This is a genomic window from Pseudoalteromonas sp. MBR-15 (assembly GCF_053628915.1).
The window spans coordinates 180,092-195,100 of the sequence record NZ_JBRJHH010000007.1 but is presented as its reverse complement, the minus strand read 5'-3'; the positions used below and the strand labels follow the sequence as shown (position 1 = coordinate 195,100).

Annotated in this window: 7 protein-coding genes, 5 tRNA genes, 1 other RNA gene and 1 pseudogene; 2 read left to right on the top strand and 12 right to left on the bottom strand. The window is 42.6% G+C overall.

The annotated features are described in order from the left end of the window. Nucleotides 1-174: 174 nt before the first annotated feature. Genes ACSSVW_RS11700 through ACSSVW_RS11685 form a run of 4 tightly spaced genes read right to left on the bottom strand, consistent with a single transcriptional unit; the run spans nt 175 to nt 4,438 of the window. Nucleotides 175-1,341 (bottom strand): FAD-dependent monooxygenase, encoded by a 1,167-nt coding sequence (locus ACSSVW_RS11700; protein WP_036970414.1) that lies wholly within the window; start codon nt 1,339-1,341, stop codon nt 175-177. Further along, nucleotides 1,338-2,519 (bottom strand): 2-octaprenyl-6-methoxyphenyl hydroxylase, encoded by a 1,182-nt coding sequence (ubiH, locus tag ACSSVW_RS11695; RefSeq protein ID WP_065978399.1) that lies wholly within the window; start codon nt 2,517-2,519, stop codon nt 1,338-1,340. Before ubiH ends, ACSSVW_RS11700 begins: the two co-directional genes overlap by 4 nt. Nucleotides 2,520-2,534: 15 nt before the next feature. Further along, nucleotides 2,535-3,854: a Xaa-Pro aminopeptidase gene (gene pepP, locus ACSSVW_RS11690; RefSeq protein WP_065978400.1), complete on the bottom strand. Its 1,320-nt coding sequence runs from the start codon at nt 3,852-3,854 to the stop codon at nt 2,535-2,537. Between the two features lie 20 nt (nt 3,855-3,874). After that, the gene (locus ACSSVW_RS11685; RefSeq protein WP_036970422.1) at nt 3,875-4,438 is read right to left on the bottom strand and encodes a UPF0149 family protein; all 564 of its coding nucleotides are present in this window, start codon (nt 4,436-4,438) and stop codon (nt 3,875-3,877) included. A gap of 194 nt (nt 4,439-4,632) precedes the next feature. Here ACSSVW_RS11685 and ssrS point away from each other — a divergent pair. Beyond that, a non-coding RNA gene (ssrS, locus tag ACSSVW_RS11680) (6S RNA) lies at nt 4,633-4,816 on the top strand. A gap of 316 nt (nt 4,817-5,132) precedes the next feature. Here ssrS and ACSSVW_RS11675 read toward each other — a convergent pair. The 8 genes and pseudogenes from ACSSVW_RS11675 to ACSSVW_RS11640 form a co-directional block, all read right to left on the bottom strand. Further along, a complete protein-coding gene (locus ACSSVW_RS11675; protein ID WP_454179382.1) occupies nt 5,133-8,213 on the bottom strand; it encodes an efflux RND transporter permease subunit in 3,081 nt (1,026 codons plus the stop codon). Beyond that, a complete protein-coding gene (locus ACSSVW_RS11670; protein ID WP_454179381.1) occupies nt 8,213-9,511 on the bottom strand; it encodes an efflux RND transporter periplasmic adaptor subunit in 1,299 nt (432 codons plus the stop codon). Before ACSSVW_RS11670 ends, ACSSVW_RS11675 begins: the two co-directional genes overlap by 1 nt. After that, nucleotides 9,492-10,920 (bottom strand): annotated as a pseudogene (locus ACSSVW_RS11665) (efflux transporter outer membrane subunit). Before ACSSVW_RS11665 ends, ACSSVW_RS11670 begins: the two are co-directional and overlap by 20 nt. A 467-nt stretch (nt 10,921-11,387) precedes the next feature. Continuing rightward, nucleotides 11,388-11,463: transfer RNA gene (locus tag ACSSVW_RS11660), tRNA-Phe, on the bottom strand. A gap of 27 nt (nt 11,464-11,490) precedes the next feature. Continuing rightward, nucleotides 11,491-11,566 (bottom strand) — tRNA-Thr (locus ACSSVW_RS11655). 57 nt (nt 11,567-11,623) lie between these two features. After that, nucleotides 11,624-11,699 (bottom strand) — tRNA-Phe (locus ACSSVW_RS11650). Between the two features lie 35 nt (nt 11,700-11,734). Then, nucleotides 11,735-11,810, bottom strand: a tRNA-Thr gene (locus tag ACSSVW_RS11645). A gap of 74 nt (nt 11,811-11,884) precedes the next feature. Next, nucleotides 11,885-11,960: transfer RNA gene (locus ACSSVW_RS11640), tRNA-Phe, on the bottom strand. A gap of 265 nt (nt 11,961-12,225) precedes the next feature. On the opposite strand from ACSSVW_RS11640, the gene ACSSVW_RS11635 reads away from it, so the two are divergent. Next, nucleotides 12,226-14,988 (top strand): ATP-binding protein, encoded by a 2,763-nt coding sequence (locus ACSSVW_RS11635; RefSeq protein ID WP_454179380.1) that lies wholly within the window; start codon nt 12,226-12,228, stop codon nt 14,986-14,988. The last annotated feature ends 21 nt before the right edge of the window (nt 14,989-15,009 follow it).

The window sequence follows — 15,009 nt, the reverse complement described above, 5'->3', positions numbered from 1 at the left end:
TTTGGCTGGCTTTAAAACATCATTGTGCTGTTTAATTTCCATACCAATCACAAAAATTTAATCATACACTAACAAAAATGACAGCGCTATCATTTTGCATTCAGCTAAACGTAAAAAAGCCGTAACTAGCTGGCTAGTTACGGCTTTATTTAAATATTTACAACGGCTTAGTTATTACTTACCAATCGCTTCTTTTGCGAACAAGTGTTTAATTGGTCCCAGGTTATCAACAAGGCTAAGCCCCACACCGCGCACGAGCTTTTTAAGCGGATTAGCACCGGCAAATAACTCTTTTAGTCCTTGCATCATGGCAATGTGTTTTTGCGCATCAAGCTTACGGGTACGTTCATAATCACGCAGCGTGCGTGTACTTGCAAACTCACCCTGCTCATTGGTTAATAACTCAATTAGGTAAGCGGCATCTTTTAAGCCTAAGTTCATGCCAAGCCCGGCAAGTGGGTGAATAGTATGCGCTGCATCGCCCATTAACACGACTTTGCCCGACACCCACTGCTGTGCATAACGCATTTTAAGTGGAAACGCCATGCGCTCACTTTGAACTTCGCATAAACCGCATTGGCCATCCAGTGCAGCCAGTAGTGCTTTATTAAACTCGGTATCGTCAAGTGCTAGTAACTGCTCGCAGTGCACAGGGCTGGTTGACCACACAATCGAATGCGTGTGTTTATCAGGCAGCGGCAAAAACGCTAAAGGGCCGGTTGGTAAAAACACTTGGCGTGCTGTGTGATTATGCTCATCATCGGTTTTTACAGTCGCAACAATGGCATGATGATCATAATCTTTAAACGTAATTGGCATATTGAACTGCTTTCGAATCGCCGAGTTTGCTCCGTCGGCTGCTACCAGCAATTTAGCAATCACAGGTTCACCGCTTTCAAGTGTAATAAAGACATCGGACTCTGTTTGATGTATTTGTTGATAACGGGTTTCGAATAATAAGCTGGCATTACTTTGCTTTTCAAGCTCGCTAATTAAAGCGTAGCGAATAATGTCGTTTTCAACGATATGACCAAGCTGCGGTAAGTCGAGATCATTGTGATCAAAATGAATTTTGCCAAAGCTGTCTTTATCGCGTACATCCATCGAGGTATAAGGCGTGGCGCGTTGCTTAATGATTTCTGGCCACACATTCAGTGACTCAAACAAACTTTGGCTCGCCAGACTCAGCGCACTAACGCGAAGGCCATACTCATCCCCCGGAAGCGCCTGTTTTTCACTGGCATCAATCACCACCACACTAATATTGGCTTTAGCTAAACCAAGTGCAAGCGTAAGGCCTACACAGCCACCGCCAACAATACAAACCTGTGCTTGTTTCATATCCGTTTACCTTGCTTAACTTGACCCATTAACTGTTTGGCTAACGGGGTTTTTAACGAGGAGAATAAATCCATAGAGAAAAGACCAATGCTACGACCAAGCGCAAGCATTCGCGATGAATTTGAAAATAACCGCACCAAGCTGTCAGTTAAAGTCATAACCGTGGCAATATCTTGACTGCGCACTTGGCTATAGTAGCGGGTAAAAGCGTAATCACCTAAATCGCTGCGGTGCGCCATATCACAAAGTAGTTGCACATCACGTAAACCTAAATTAAAGCCCTGCCCCGCAATGGGATGAATAGCATGACCAGCATTACCTATAAGTACAGTGCGATGGCTGCTTAGCGCGTCTACTTTTCCATACACCAGCGGGTAGCTGGCACGCATACCAACTTTACTGAACGTGCCGGCACGATAGCCAAACGACTTTTGCAAGGCAGCTAAAAATGCATCATCTGAAAGCGCCATGTGCGCATCTATATGCTCAGGCTCCATGCACCATACTAACGAGTAACGATTATTGCTCATGGGCAAAAGCGCCATCGGGCCATGCTCGGTAAAGCGTTCAAATGCGTGATGATGATGACCACCCGCCACTTCAATATTGGCAATGATCGCGCCTTGCTGATAAGGGCGCGTATTAAACTCAATATTAGCCAGCTTTCGACTACTCGAATTAGCACCGTCGGCTATAACCACCAGTTTTGCACTCAGCTGTTCGCCCGAACTTAAAGTAACGTTCGCAGCATCGGCTTGGTACTCAAGTTTAGCAACCGTGTCAGGACAAAACAGGCTCACATCTGTGCGAGTTAACTGCTGGTGCAAGCTGCGACCAAATGGATTCACCTCAACGACATACCCAAGTGCATCTTGCGCATATTCATGGCAATCAATGTGGGTTTTACCAAAGTGACCACGGTCAGAAACCGTTACTTTTTCAATTGCAGCAGCAAATTGCGCTTGGCAATCAAATGCATTAATGGATTGTAAGTATTGAACCGATTGCTGAGCCAGTGCAATACTTCTATCATCAAAGCTTGGGTGATAGTTTGCACTTACTTCATTTGCTTCAATCACAGCGATTGATAACTGTTTATTGCTGTGTTTTAGGCCTAATGCACAACTTGCGCCAGCCAAACCACCGCCGATAATGACAACATCAAACTGCTCTGCCACGTTTGCTCCTAGCCTTTATTTGCCTTGCATCACTGCTTCAATGTCACTGATAGTTTTAGGTACTGAGAGTGTCAGGTTTTCATGACCCTCTTTTGTGACAAGTAAGTTATCTTCTATACGAATGCCAATACCTTTGTATTGCGCAGGTGCTTTGGCATCTTCGCTGATGTATAAACCGGGTTCGATAGTTAAGACCATTCCTGGCTCAAATACGCGCTCTTTTTCGTCAAGCTTGTATTCGCCTACATCATGCACATCAAGGCCTAACCAATGGCCAAGGCCATGCATATAAAACGCTTTACAGGCTTGGTTTGCCATTAGCTCATCAAGCTCACCCGTTAAAATACCCAAGTCAATTAAGCCTTGCGTTAATACCGTTGAAGCCAGTTCATTGGCTTTAGATAAACTACCACCGGGTTTCACTTGGCTAAATGCAGCCTCTTGCGCCGCAAGTACAATATTATAAAGCGCGGCTTGTGGCTCACTAAACTTGCCATTCACAGGGAATGTTCGAGTAATGTCTGCTGCATAACCCTCAAGCTCACACCCTGAATCAATCAGTACTAGGTCGCCCTCTTTTAGTTCGGCGTCGTTTTGTGTGTAATGCAGTATATTGGCGTTATCACCACTGCCAACAATGGTGCCATATGCTGGGTGGCGAGCACCATTCATTGCGTAGTGATGGTGCAGTTCTGCTTCTAGCTGATATTCAGTTGCGCCGGGTTTTGCAAATTGCATCGCACGAATATGGCCTTGCGCACTAATTTCACAAGCAGTGCGCATAATGTTTAGCTCAGCGTCAGATTTAAATAAACGCATTTCGTGTACTAGGCCACGAATATCTTTAATGGTGTGAGGCGCTTTGTAACCTTTTTTTGGTGCGCCACGAAGCGTGCTTAATAAGTCCCAAATTTTCGTATCGAAATGTGGGTAAGTGCCTTGTGCATAAAATAAAATCTGCTGGCCGTTCACCAAATCTAATAATTGTTCATCTAGTTCACTAAGTGGACAGGTTGCGTCGAATAAGTACTCAGATTTCGCTTTTTCGAAGCCAATTCGACGACCATGCCAAATTTCAGCTAATTTATCTTTATTGCGACAAATAAGCGTACTTGGCGTGTCACTTGATGGGCAAAGCACTAACACTGCATCGGGTTCGTTAAAACCCGTTAAGTAGAAAAAGTCACTGTCTTGGCGAAATGCGTATTCGGTATCACGACTGCGTGTAACTTCAGCAGCCGCAGGAATAATCGCGATGCTATTTTTGTCCATCATCGCAAGTAAACGCTCGCGACGGGCTTTAAATTCAGCTTTATCGATAGCAATAGACAACATGCTAAACCTCTGTAATTTAATTAGTGAAGGGTCTTTTTAGTGCTTTTATCTGTTTGCTCTTTACCGAGTTCAGCAAAACATAATAAGGCAGAAACGCGCACGTACTCGATCACCTCGTGTAGTGCTTGGCTGTCTTCTTCGGTTTCTTCGAATAAAGTATCCAAGCGAGTAATTTCGCTAAAATCGCTAATAACTTCTTTTACGTCCGCAGACAATTTGCCATAGTCTTTTTGCTTTAAACCGAAACCAAGCATAAAACCCGACACCCAAGACACTAGGCCGTTTGCTACGTCAACTAGGGTCTCGTCATCACTTGGCAAGAATAAATCGAACTGAAATTCATCGTCACCAAAACTCGCCACAACCTGTGTATATATAGTGGCAAAAAACGCTTTTAGATCGGTATTGAATGCTAAACCATCATTGAAAACATCGCTTAATAAGCCTAAATACTCGTCGGCTTCAATATTAATGCCACAAGCAAGTAAGCCACTTATTACGCCATGGGCTTCGGCGGGTGCGACAAAAATTTCATTTTTTTCTAATAGCAATTGCGCTTGCTGGTAATCAGGTAACGTACTCATAACTTTTTCTTTGTTCGTCTCAGTAACGTCATGCTACCACTCGATAAATCGCAACTCCAATTAATTGTATGATTGAGGTCAAAAAGCAATCTGAAAAGTAAATGCTTCGTTAAAGGTGGGGAAAAACTACCCGAACGATCCGCTTTTTTGGTTTCTATGGTTTAATGATTGAAACTTGTCTTATATACTGAATATGTTCCCTAGGGTGTTGGAGCTTGGTTAAGTCCCTGAGCCGATAAATTTTATGTTAGGGTTTCTGTTCGTTTACTATTGTGCAAGCTCGGCATGTACCGAGAAGCCTACGGTAGACCGCAGATTCCCGCCCTGAAACCTCAAGGTTTCAGGACTGACACCGGGCACCGCATACTTGGGGAACACCTTCATTACTTCATGCTACGAGCTATCAACATTTTCATTTTATACGACGTTTTTAAACTGTATTTTTTGCGCGCAAAATAAATTCGCACCTAGACCATTTGGCATTTAAACGCCTTCTTCGGTTTATCTTTAATCTTTAGAATTTGCTCACTTATTGAGTTTTTCTGCACTGGGCTCAGCCTACTCACTCTGCTTGCCAATAAAAAACGCGGAATAAATCCGCCGCCACCTTTTTACCTGTAGCAGCGGGTTTACCCCGCGTTATAGCACTGAGTACTTGTATTTAGAATCTAATAACGAGTACCTAGTCTCAAGCCTATTTAAACCATCCCTGAAAACGTTCCATCAATAAGTAATTAACCGGAACAAGTAATAAGGTAATAAGGGTTGCAAAAATAATTCCAAACCCAAGGCTTACCGCCATCGGAATTAAGAATTGTGCTTGTGTGGCTTTTTCAAATAACAACGGCATTAAACCAATAAAAGTGGTTAAACTGGTGAGCATTACTGGGCGAAAACGCGATGCTCCCGCCATTTTAACTGTTTCGAGAAGGTCACCGCCCTCCTCGCGCTTTTTATTGATAAAATCAACCAGCACCAGTGAGTCATTCACAACCACGCCAATCAAGGCCAGCATACCGAGCAAGCTCATAATGGTAAGCTCCATCCCCATGATCCAATGCCCCATTACCGCACCTATCATGCCAAAGGGGATCACACTCATGACAATCAATGGCTGCATATACGATTTAAACGGTATTGCCAACAGCGCATAAATAATGAAAAACACAAACACCAGCCCCCAAGCTAGCGACCCAAATGACTCACGCTGCTCTTTAGCTTCACCTTCAAGCGAATAGTCTGCACCAGGGAATTGCTGCATTAGTTCATCAAGGTACGATTTTAGGTCTGCCTGCAGCACTGTCATGTTGGTGTTTGATTTTTCAACATCGGCAGTCACATTAAGCGTACGGTATCGGTCAATACGGTAAATTGATGACGGGCTTTGTCCCGGCACTAAAGTGGCAACATGCGACAATGGCACCGTACCACCGCTAGGTGTATTTATAAGAATATCTTTTAAATCGGCTACTGAACGACGCTCATCAATGGGTAAGCGCACCATAACACGTACATCGTCACGACCACGTTGAATGCGCTGTACTTGCGCACCAAAAAACGAGTTACGTATTTGCTGCGACACATCAACGCGATTCAAACCAAGCGCTAAACCTTGCTCTGTTAGCTCAATTTGCAGCTCTTCTTTACCATCGGACATGCTGTCGGCAATTTCGTACACTGTTGGGTATGTTGCCAAACGTTGCTTTACTTTTTCTGCAACTTGCTCAAGTGTCGATATTGAATTGCCTGTTAGCTGTACGTCGATAGGGCTTGATGTTCGACCAAATTCAGCACGAAAGGTTACGCTTTCCGCACCAGGGATAATACCAATTAAATCGCGCCATTCACTCGCAAGTTCTCGAGAGCCAATGTCTGATTCGCGTTTTTCTGCTGGCATAATTTCAAACCGAACACTCCCCGAATTAGACGCGCCACCACGGCCACCTGTAGTAGCCAAAATGTTTAAAATAACACTTTGACCGTCTTCGTCACGGTACTTATCTTGCAGCTCTTTTGCTTTATCAGACATTTTAATCACGTATTTATTAGTGACTTCAAACGGTGTACCCGCAGGAAATGTTACTGAGGCTCTCACTGTTTCACTTGGAATGCGCGGAAAGAACACAAACTTTGTCCAGCCACTGGTAATTAACGTTAAAATAATAACGAAAATACCCACAAACAAGCTGACTGTTGCCAGTTTATTCTTAAGAGCGTGATTAAGCAGCGGTTGGTAATATTTCATAATGGCATGCTCAAAGCCATCGGCAAAACGCTGTTGTAAGCGCTCCAGCTTAGTAGGCTCACCCTTTTCGTGGCGCAGCTTTAAATACTTTAAATGTGCCGGTAATACAAACTTAGACTCAATTAACGAGAACAGTAATACAGGAATAACCACCACAGGGATTTGCGCGAAAATAGCACCACGCGCACCTTCAATAAAGGCAAGCGGTAAAAATGCAGCCACCGTAGTCAACACCCCAAATGTCACTGGGGTCGCTACTTCTTGTGTACCACGAATTGCAGCCTGCTCGCCTGTTTCGGCTGTTTTTAAGTGGGTATAGACATTCTCGCCGGTGACAATCGCATCATCCACAACAATACCCAGCACTAAAATAAAGCCAAATAAACTAATAACATTTAATGTGATACCAAATAGTGGCATCACTAAAAATGCCCCCATAAACGATACCGGTATACCAATAAACACCCAAAATGCGATAGCGGGACGTAAAAACAGTGTCAGCAAAGCAAGCACCAGAATGCCACCTTGAATCGCATTACTGGTGAGGGTTGCAATACGACTTTTTACCACTTCTGAGTCATCATCCCAGTAGCTTAATTCGAAGCCTTCAGGCAGGTTATCTTGCTGTGCGACAATAAAGTTTTTCACGACATCTGCAACTTCAATCGCACTTTGTGGGCCAATACGATAAACATCAATAAAGGCGGCTTGTTTACCATTAAAACGCGTGCGTACCGGGGTTTCTTCAAAATCGTCTTTAATGCTAGCAATGTCTCCCAAGCGAATGATCGTGCCATCGGCTTGATGCTTAATTACAATCTTTGAAAACTCATCTTTACGATATGCCTGCCCTTTAGAGCGAATAAGCACATCGCCCCCTTCTGTTTTTAAGTTACCTGCTGAGACATCGGTACTTGAATTACGAATAGCAGAAGAGATATCCGACAAACTTAAATCGTATTGACGCAAGGTATCTTTGCTTACCTCAATAGCAATTTCATAATTGCGCACCCCACTTAGCTCAACCTGAGTCACGCTAGGTAGGCGCAACAATTCATCGCGCACTGTTTCTGCATATTCTAAGGTTTCTTTTTCACCATAAATACTTGAAACAGTGACCGCTATTACTTCACGTTTCCATTCAGCGAGCGACACTATCGGCTTTTCAGCATCAACCGGAAAGGTATTAATCGCATCGACTCGGCTTTTTATATCCGCTAATAACTCTCGCGGGTCATAACCTGTTTCGACTTCAATTGTGACAGAAGCCGAGCCTTCAGCTGAACGGCTCGTTATGCGTTTTACACCTTCTAAATCTTGCACCGCTTCTTCGATTCGGATTGTGACCCCTTTTTCGACGTCTTCAGGTGTAGAGCCACGTAATGAGACGCTGACGCTGATGCGATCAGATTCAAATGATGGGAACACCTCAAGCGGTATTTGCGTTGAAACGCTAAATAACCCCGCTAATAAAATGCTGATCAGCAATAAGTTAGCTGCAACATGATTTTTTGTGAACCAAGCTATCATTATTGCGCTCCTTGCTCACGAGCGGCGCGGCGTTGCTCAATCAATTTTTCAACCGTAATGCCTTGCTCTTTTGCTTTTTTTTCAAGCTCTTCGCGGCTTAGTCGCGGTGTATCCGCGCGCGTAGCTTGATAAGCTTCGCTGCCCATTACCGTTACTTGCGTACCTGAACTTACTTGCCCAAGTGGCGTAAGCACTAAATTATCTCCAGCCGATAAACCATCAGCCACGACTGCCTGAGTTGCATTTTGCCAAGCCAGCGTAATGTCTTTTCGACGTAAAACCCCTTTTTCCTCGGTGTACACATAGCTGCCTTGGTAAATTGCACTGTTTGGAATAACTAAAGCATTCTCAACGGTTTTACCTTTAATCTGCGCTTTAATATATTGACCAATTTTAATGGGGTACTGGTTATCGCTTGTGGCTTTATACGGGTCGTTAATTTGCGCCACAACATAAAGTTGCTGAGCACTTTCATCAATCGCACCTTCGGTACGAATCACTTGGCCTTGCCAATGCTGTTTGCCTACTAGGTTTGAGCTGAACTCGACAAGTGAACCCGCACTATTTTTAGCACCATCGCGGAATTGCTCCGGCAAATTAATAAACGGTAAGTCTTTATTTTTAATCGGTAGCCTAATTTCAACACTGTCTACAGCATAAATAATGGCTATTTCCATGTTATTACTAACAACTTGGCCTAAATCAACACTGCGGCTTAACACTCGTCCTGCATAAGGCGCGGTTATTTTAGTTCGCTCTAAATCAAGTTTTGCTTTTTCAAGGTTGGCTTGTGCCGATAATACACTCGCCTCTGCGGCTGCCAGTTGAGGTTTGCGAAGTACTAAGCTACTCGCTTCTTCGCCTTTACCTAAGCGCTGCCAATCTGTCATTGCTTGTCGGCCACGCGCTTGCTCTTCAAGTAAACTTTGTTCAGCGGTTAATAGTGCGGCTTGCGCTGATTTAACTTCAGCGCGGTGATCTCTATCATCAAGCTGTACAAGTACATCGCCTTTTTCAAAAAAGCCCCCTTCACGGAATTGCTCACTTATTTTAATGATTTGTCCTGAGGCCTGCGCAACCAACTTACTCTGTGTGCGCGGTTTCACTGTACCAAAACTGTCGATCATAATTTGAAAGCTTTGCGGTGTGAGGCTCTCAACTGCAACATTCACTTTTGCTTTAGGAGGTGATGAAAAGCGATTAGCTTGCGGCGGATTCCCTTTTATAAACATCACTAAAAGTACCGTCACGATTATCACTACGAGTGGAATTAATATTTTACGAGTTTTGCTTTTCATGATTATTGCTCTGCTACTTCGGTGTTTGCTTCACTAAAATCACCCCCGAGGGCAATATGTAAGTTGATTCTGTTGATGATAAGTTGGTTTTTAATTTGAATAACTGAACTTTGTGCGTTAAAAGAGCGGTCTTGTGCATCCAGAACCGTGGTGTAGGTTACCAAACCACTTTGATATTGCTCAAAAGCAAGTTGCTCTGCCGCGATGGCATTTTTTTGTGCTTCAAGTGTTTTTTCGTAACGCACTTTTAGCGCTTGCTCTTGGCTTATTGCTGTTTCAACATCGTTAAATGCATCATAAAGAGTCGCTAAGTAAACTTGTTCTTGGCGTTTAACATTGAGCCTAGCTTGCTCTTCGTTCGCTTTTAAACGTCCGCCTTCAAATAACGGCATCGAAATGCTGCCAAGTAAAGACCAGGCAAGGCTTGAAGGCGAAAATAAATCACTCATTCGATCAGTGCTATCACTGATTGAGGCTGATAAGTTCAAGCTTGGAAAACGCTGTTTGTGCGCATACGCAAGACCGGCATCAGTGCTGAGTAATTGATACCAACTGGCCATTAAATCAGGTTTACGGGTAATAAGCTCAGACGGCAAACCAAGTGGTATGGCATTATCAAGTAAAGGTAAGTCTGCGCTAACCGTAAGCGCTCCTCTGGGGTATTGCCCTGTTAAACGCTCTAAATCACGAATTGATTTTGTTAACGTAGCTTGCTGCTCTGCAATGTTTGAACGCTCTGTATTTAGCTCATTGCGAGCAAGGTAAACATCCAGTGCTTCGTTTAGACCTTGGCGGTAACCAGATTCAATGATTGATAAGTTTTGTTCTGCATTTTGTTCGCGCTGCTTATAAAGTTCGAGCAATTTATGATTGCTGATCACATTAAACCAACCCGAAACAACATCAGCAACTAACTGCTGCTTAGCTTGCTCAAACGACGCTTTTTCTGCTAAGTATTCTAAGTTAGCTTGGCGCTCTGACGCCGACAACTTACCCCATAGATCAACTTCGTATCCGAGCTCAAGTGATGCTGAACTTGCATTATTATAATTTACCGGGCGGTTATCTTTACTGCGGCTAGTTCGTGTTGATAAGTCTAAGCTTGGCCACAAAGCCGCACCCGCAGCAACGAGTTGTTGCTCTTTAATTGCAACATCATAACCCGCTTGTAAAATACCCTGATTATTCGCTAAAGCCTGTTCAACTAAGCTCAGCACCTGTGGATCTTGTAACTGCTGTAACCAATTACTCTTCACAGCTAATACTTTTGAAGCACTGTCTAGTTGTTGCCAAGCGTTTGGTATAGCTTCAAGCTCTGGTACTCGTTCACTATTCGTTGGCTGGCTTGCACATGCACTTAGCAAAACCACACTTAAGGCAACTAAACTTGGCCTACATTGCCAATTCATCATAAAAACCTGAAAAATAACTATTTATGAGTGTAATTCAAGCATTGCATTAAGTTTTGCTCAACTGACTTTACATAAAATTACACTCGTTGACGTTGTAGTACGATAAACGGCAGGTATTTAGCGATGAGATTAGAGTTACAACGTTCAAACGTAAGCTGTGAGCAATTTGAGGAGAAAAAGCAACCATGAGTGAAACTGTATTAGGAGCGACCGGTTTAACACTCAAAGCCTATGGCCATTACTTGTTATACCATTACGCTTAATTAAGTAGTCTATTTTGAGGCAATAAAACCGCGTTGATAACAAGGCAAAAATTTAGTTATTTAGTTGTTCTAAATCAGAAATTTTTAACGCAGGTAGCGACTGGTTTAATCACTCAAAATGATTAAGTATTTTTGCGGATTGGTATTACTATTTTTGCAACAGAAACAAAAAAGCCCCGCAATAGCGAGGCTTTTAAATAATGGTGCCCAGAGGCGGAATCGAACCACCGACACGAGGATTTTCAATCCTCTGCTCTACCGACTGAGCTATCTGGGCATAACAATTTACTAATTGTTTAATAAATGGTGCCGACTATCCGAGTTGAACGGATGACCTACTGATTACAAGTCAGTTGCTCTACCAACTGAGCTAAGTCGGCACACTAAAACTGTGTGCGTTGTGCACTATAATCACTTTAAAAGTAATTATCAAATAATGGTGCCCAGAGGCGGAATCGAACCACCGACACGAGGATTTTCAATCCTCTGCTCTACCGACTGAGCTATCTGGGCTTAAAAACTAGTTAATTAACTAGACTTTTAATAAATGGTGCCGACTATCCGAGTTGAACGGATGACCTACTGATTACAAGTCAGTTGCTCTACCAACTGAGCTAAGTCGGCACACTAAAGCTGTGTGCTGCTGCACTATATTAATGTTATAATCTTTTGATTTAAAACACCAATATTTTTAATAATGGTGCCCAGAGGCGGAATCGAACCACCGACACGAGGATTTTCAATCCTCTGCTCTACCGACTGAGCTATCTGGGCGTGCGGCGTATTAAACGGGTTTTGCCTTCGCAAGTCAACTTTTTTTTTGAGCTTTATAACTGTTTGAACAGTTTTCCATCAAGATTGCTATTTTTAATACTTTTACGGTTATTTAAGCATCAAACTGACGCTTTCTGATAGTTTACTCTAATTGTTATTTGGTTTCCTTAGGTAAAAACGTGGTGAATTTTTCTTCGTTGATGGTAGGATTGTTCTACCATCAAGGAACTGCTTAATTTTGCTGTAAAATTATTGGATAAGACCCATGCCGAGTAAATCGACCTCTACTGTAAAAGGCCTATTACCTCTCTTTATAATAACAAACGTAGTTATCACCCTATTAGCGGTGGTTGCTTACTCCTTTTACCCAACCAGTAACGCGCCGAAGCAAACAGAGCCCCCTCGCTTAACTGCAATAGAAGTTTCAGAGTTATTATCTGCACCACTTATCAGCGCACTCACTATGCCTGGACAAGATAAAGTTAAAGAAGTACTCGATTTAAGCCTATTGCTTAATAAAGATTTTGATTACTACTTATATAGATACGAAATTAATGGCGATGCATCGCTTGTCTACGCTAATAACAAAGAGGCGCTTATCGCTTCAAGTAAAGTGGACCAACAACTTGCTCAAGGCACAATTATTCATACGGTGCTTGAGCTGAATGATCAACCCGTTGGTGAGCTTATAGTAAAACAACATCCACAGCAGCAACCAATCATAGAATCAGCCGCGCTCTCGTATGCCCTCGCGGGTTTAACGCTTTTAGCTTTAGTTATTTTATCATTTGCCTTGAGTGTATTAATTAATAAGCGTTTTATAAAAAGCAGCGAATCACTCAGCAACGAATTAATGGTAATAACACAAAATGCCGATTATCAAACGCAGGTGTCAGAAGAGCTCGATTTTGGCTTAGATAAAGTCGCTAAAAACATTAATCAATTACTTAATAAAGTGTTGTCGGTTATTACCGAAAACAAAGCCGCTCAGCAAGACTTAGAAAAACTACAAAGCGGTCTTGAAGCAGAGGTACAAAGCAGAACACTGGCCCTTGAGCAAGCCACCTTAAAAGCAGAACAAGCAAACGAAACCAAAACGACCTTTTTAGCAACCATGAGTCATGAAATTCGCACTCCCATGAATGGCGTGATTGGTACAATTGATTTACTGCGTCAAACAGAACTTGATGGAGCGCAACATAGATTAAGCACCATTATTAGAGACTCAGCGTTTTCATTATTGGGAATTTTGGATGATATTCTTGATTTTTCTAAAATCGAGGCGGGTAAACTTAATATAGATAATATGCCATTTTCAGTGTCAGACACCATTGAAGAGGTCGCGCGGGTGTTGTCCTCTGTCGCGAGAAAACGCGATCTTGACCTTGAGCTTGCCATTGCCCCCGACATTCCAACCAACCTAATTGGAGATACTGTTCGCGTACGCCAAGTACTGTACAACCTATGTAGTAACGCCATTAAGTTCACCACCACTGATGATAACCGTAAAGGCTGCGTAAAAATATCAGTAGAAGTGGTGCAAAATACCACCGATCACTACACCTTACGCTTTAGTGTTTCTGATAACGGCAAAGGGATGACTCGCGCACAACTTGGCGAAATATTTAATCCCTTTATACAAGCCGAAAGCTCAATTACACGTGAATACGGTGGAACAGGCCTAGGGTTATCCATTTGTAAAAGCTTAACAGAGCTTATGCTGGGCACTATTTCTGTCACCAGTGACTTGGGTATCGGCAGTGAATTTATTGTAGAACTTCCTTTTAGCACGCAAGGTAAAGTCGATTTTGCACATAAACACGTCATTAAAGATCAGCGCGTTGTAGTTGTTACGAATCATGATGGCCGTAAAAAACTATTAACGCGCTATCTCTCGTTTATGGGGGCCACCGCCGTCATTGCCGACAGCAACGAAAAAATAGAAGCAGAACAAGACAGTAAAGATATTATTTGGGTTCTCGATGGGATCGAAAGCATGGAGGACATTAATTATATATTGCGCCGCCTGCTTTACACGCTAGAAGATAACCACCAACAAGTAATCGTTCTCAGTAAATTAGATGAAGCAGCCGTTAATCATAAAAATATTTTCTATTTAAATGCTGCCCCACTGTGTAAATCTAACTTTATGATGTCGCTACTTGTTGCTGCGGGCTTACATCAGCCAAAGCAAATTACTTCTGCAAAAACATTTAACAACTACTTAAGCGTTGAACAAGCGCGCGAGGAAAATAAGCTTATTCTGTTAGTGGAAGATAATGTTTTAAACCAGCAAGTGTTAACTGACCAACTTCATTTACTCGGTTACGGGGTCGAGTTGGCAGAAAATGGCCAACAAGGTTTAGAGCTGTGGCGAAAAAATCACTATGCGATTATTCTCACCGACTTACACATGCCAAAAATGTCAGGTTACGACATGGTGAAAAGTATTCGCGAAGAAGCTTCTCAGCTAGAAGACATTAATGCACAACCGTATATAGTAGCAATCACAGCGAATGCGCTTAAAGGTGAAAAAGATCGTTGCTTGAGCATTGGTATGAATGATTACATCACTAAGCCTGTTGAATTAAATGTGCTTGAATCCACCTTATTAAAGTGGTCTAACAAAATAAATCCACAAAGCACATCGGTTGAAGTCAAAAAATCAGCTATGCCTATCGATATGAACATGCTCGCTAAATATATTAATAACGATGAGGCTAAAAAACTGCGCTTCTTTAAAATGTATTTAGAGCAAAGTAATCAATTGACTAAAAATATTAATGCGGGTGTCATTGAACATGACATCGACAGCATTATTTCGTCGTGCCACCAGCTAAAATCAATTTCGAAAACGATTGGTGCGATGAAAGTCGCCGAGCTTGCCGCTGAATTTGAGCACTTTTGCAAAAGCGAAGAGCCAACCAGCGATGAGTTAATTGAGCTGCGTGATGGTTTTGAAATTGAGTACTCTAAGGTGGCGCAGTTTCTCAAAGAGCAAATTAAAAAAGCTGAAACCGAGCAATAAAAAAGGGCCTTTTGGCCCTTT

Bases quoted from the DNA above. Each gene is read 5' to 3' on its own strand.
- ACSSVW_RS11700 (WP_036970414.1), bottom strand. From the start codon at position 1,341: ATGAAACAAGCACAGGTTTGTATTGTTGGCGGTGGCTGTGTAGGCCTT.
- pepP (WP_065978400.1), bottom strand. From the start codon at position 3,854: ATGTTGTCTATTGCTATCGATAAAGCTGAATTTAAAGCCCGTCGCGAG.
- ACSSVW_RS11685 (WP_036970422.1), bottom strand. From the start codon at position 4,438: ATGAGTACGTTACCTGATTACCAGCAAGCGCAATTGCTATTAGAAAAA.
- ACSSVW_RS11675 (WP_454179382.1), bottom strand. From the start codon at position 8,213: ATGATAGCTTGGTTCACAAAAAATCATGTTGCAGCTAACTTATTGCTG.
- ACSSVW_RS11670 (WP_454179381.1), bottom strand. From the start codon at position 9,511: ATGAAAAGCAAAACTCGTAAAATATTAATTCCACTCGTAGTGATAATC.
- ACSSVW_RS11635 (WP_454179380.1), top strand. From the start codon at position 12,226: ATGCCGAGTAAATCGACCTCTACTGTAAAAGGCCTATTACCTCTCTTT.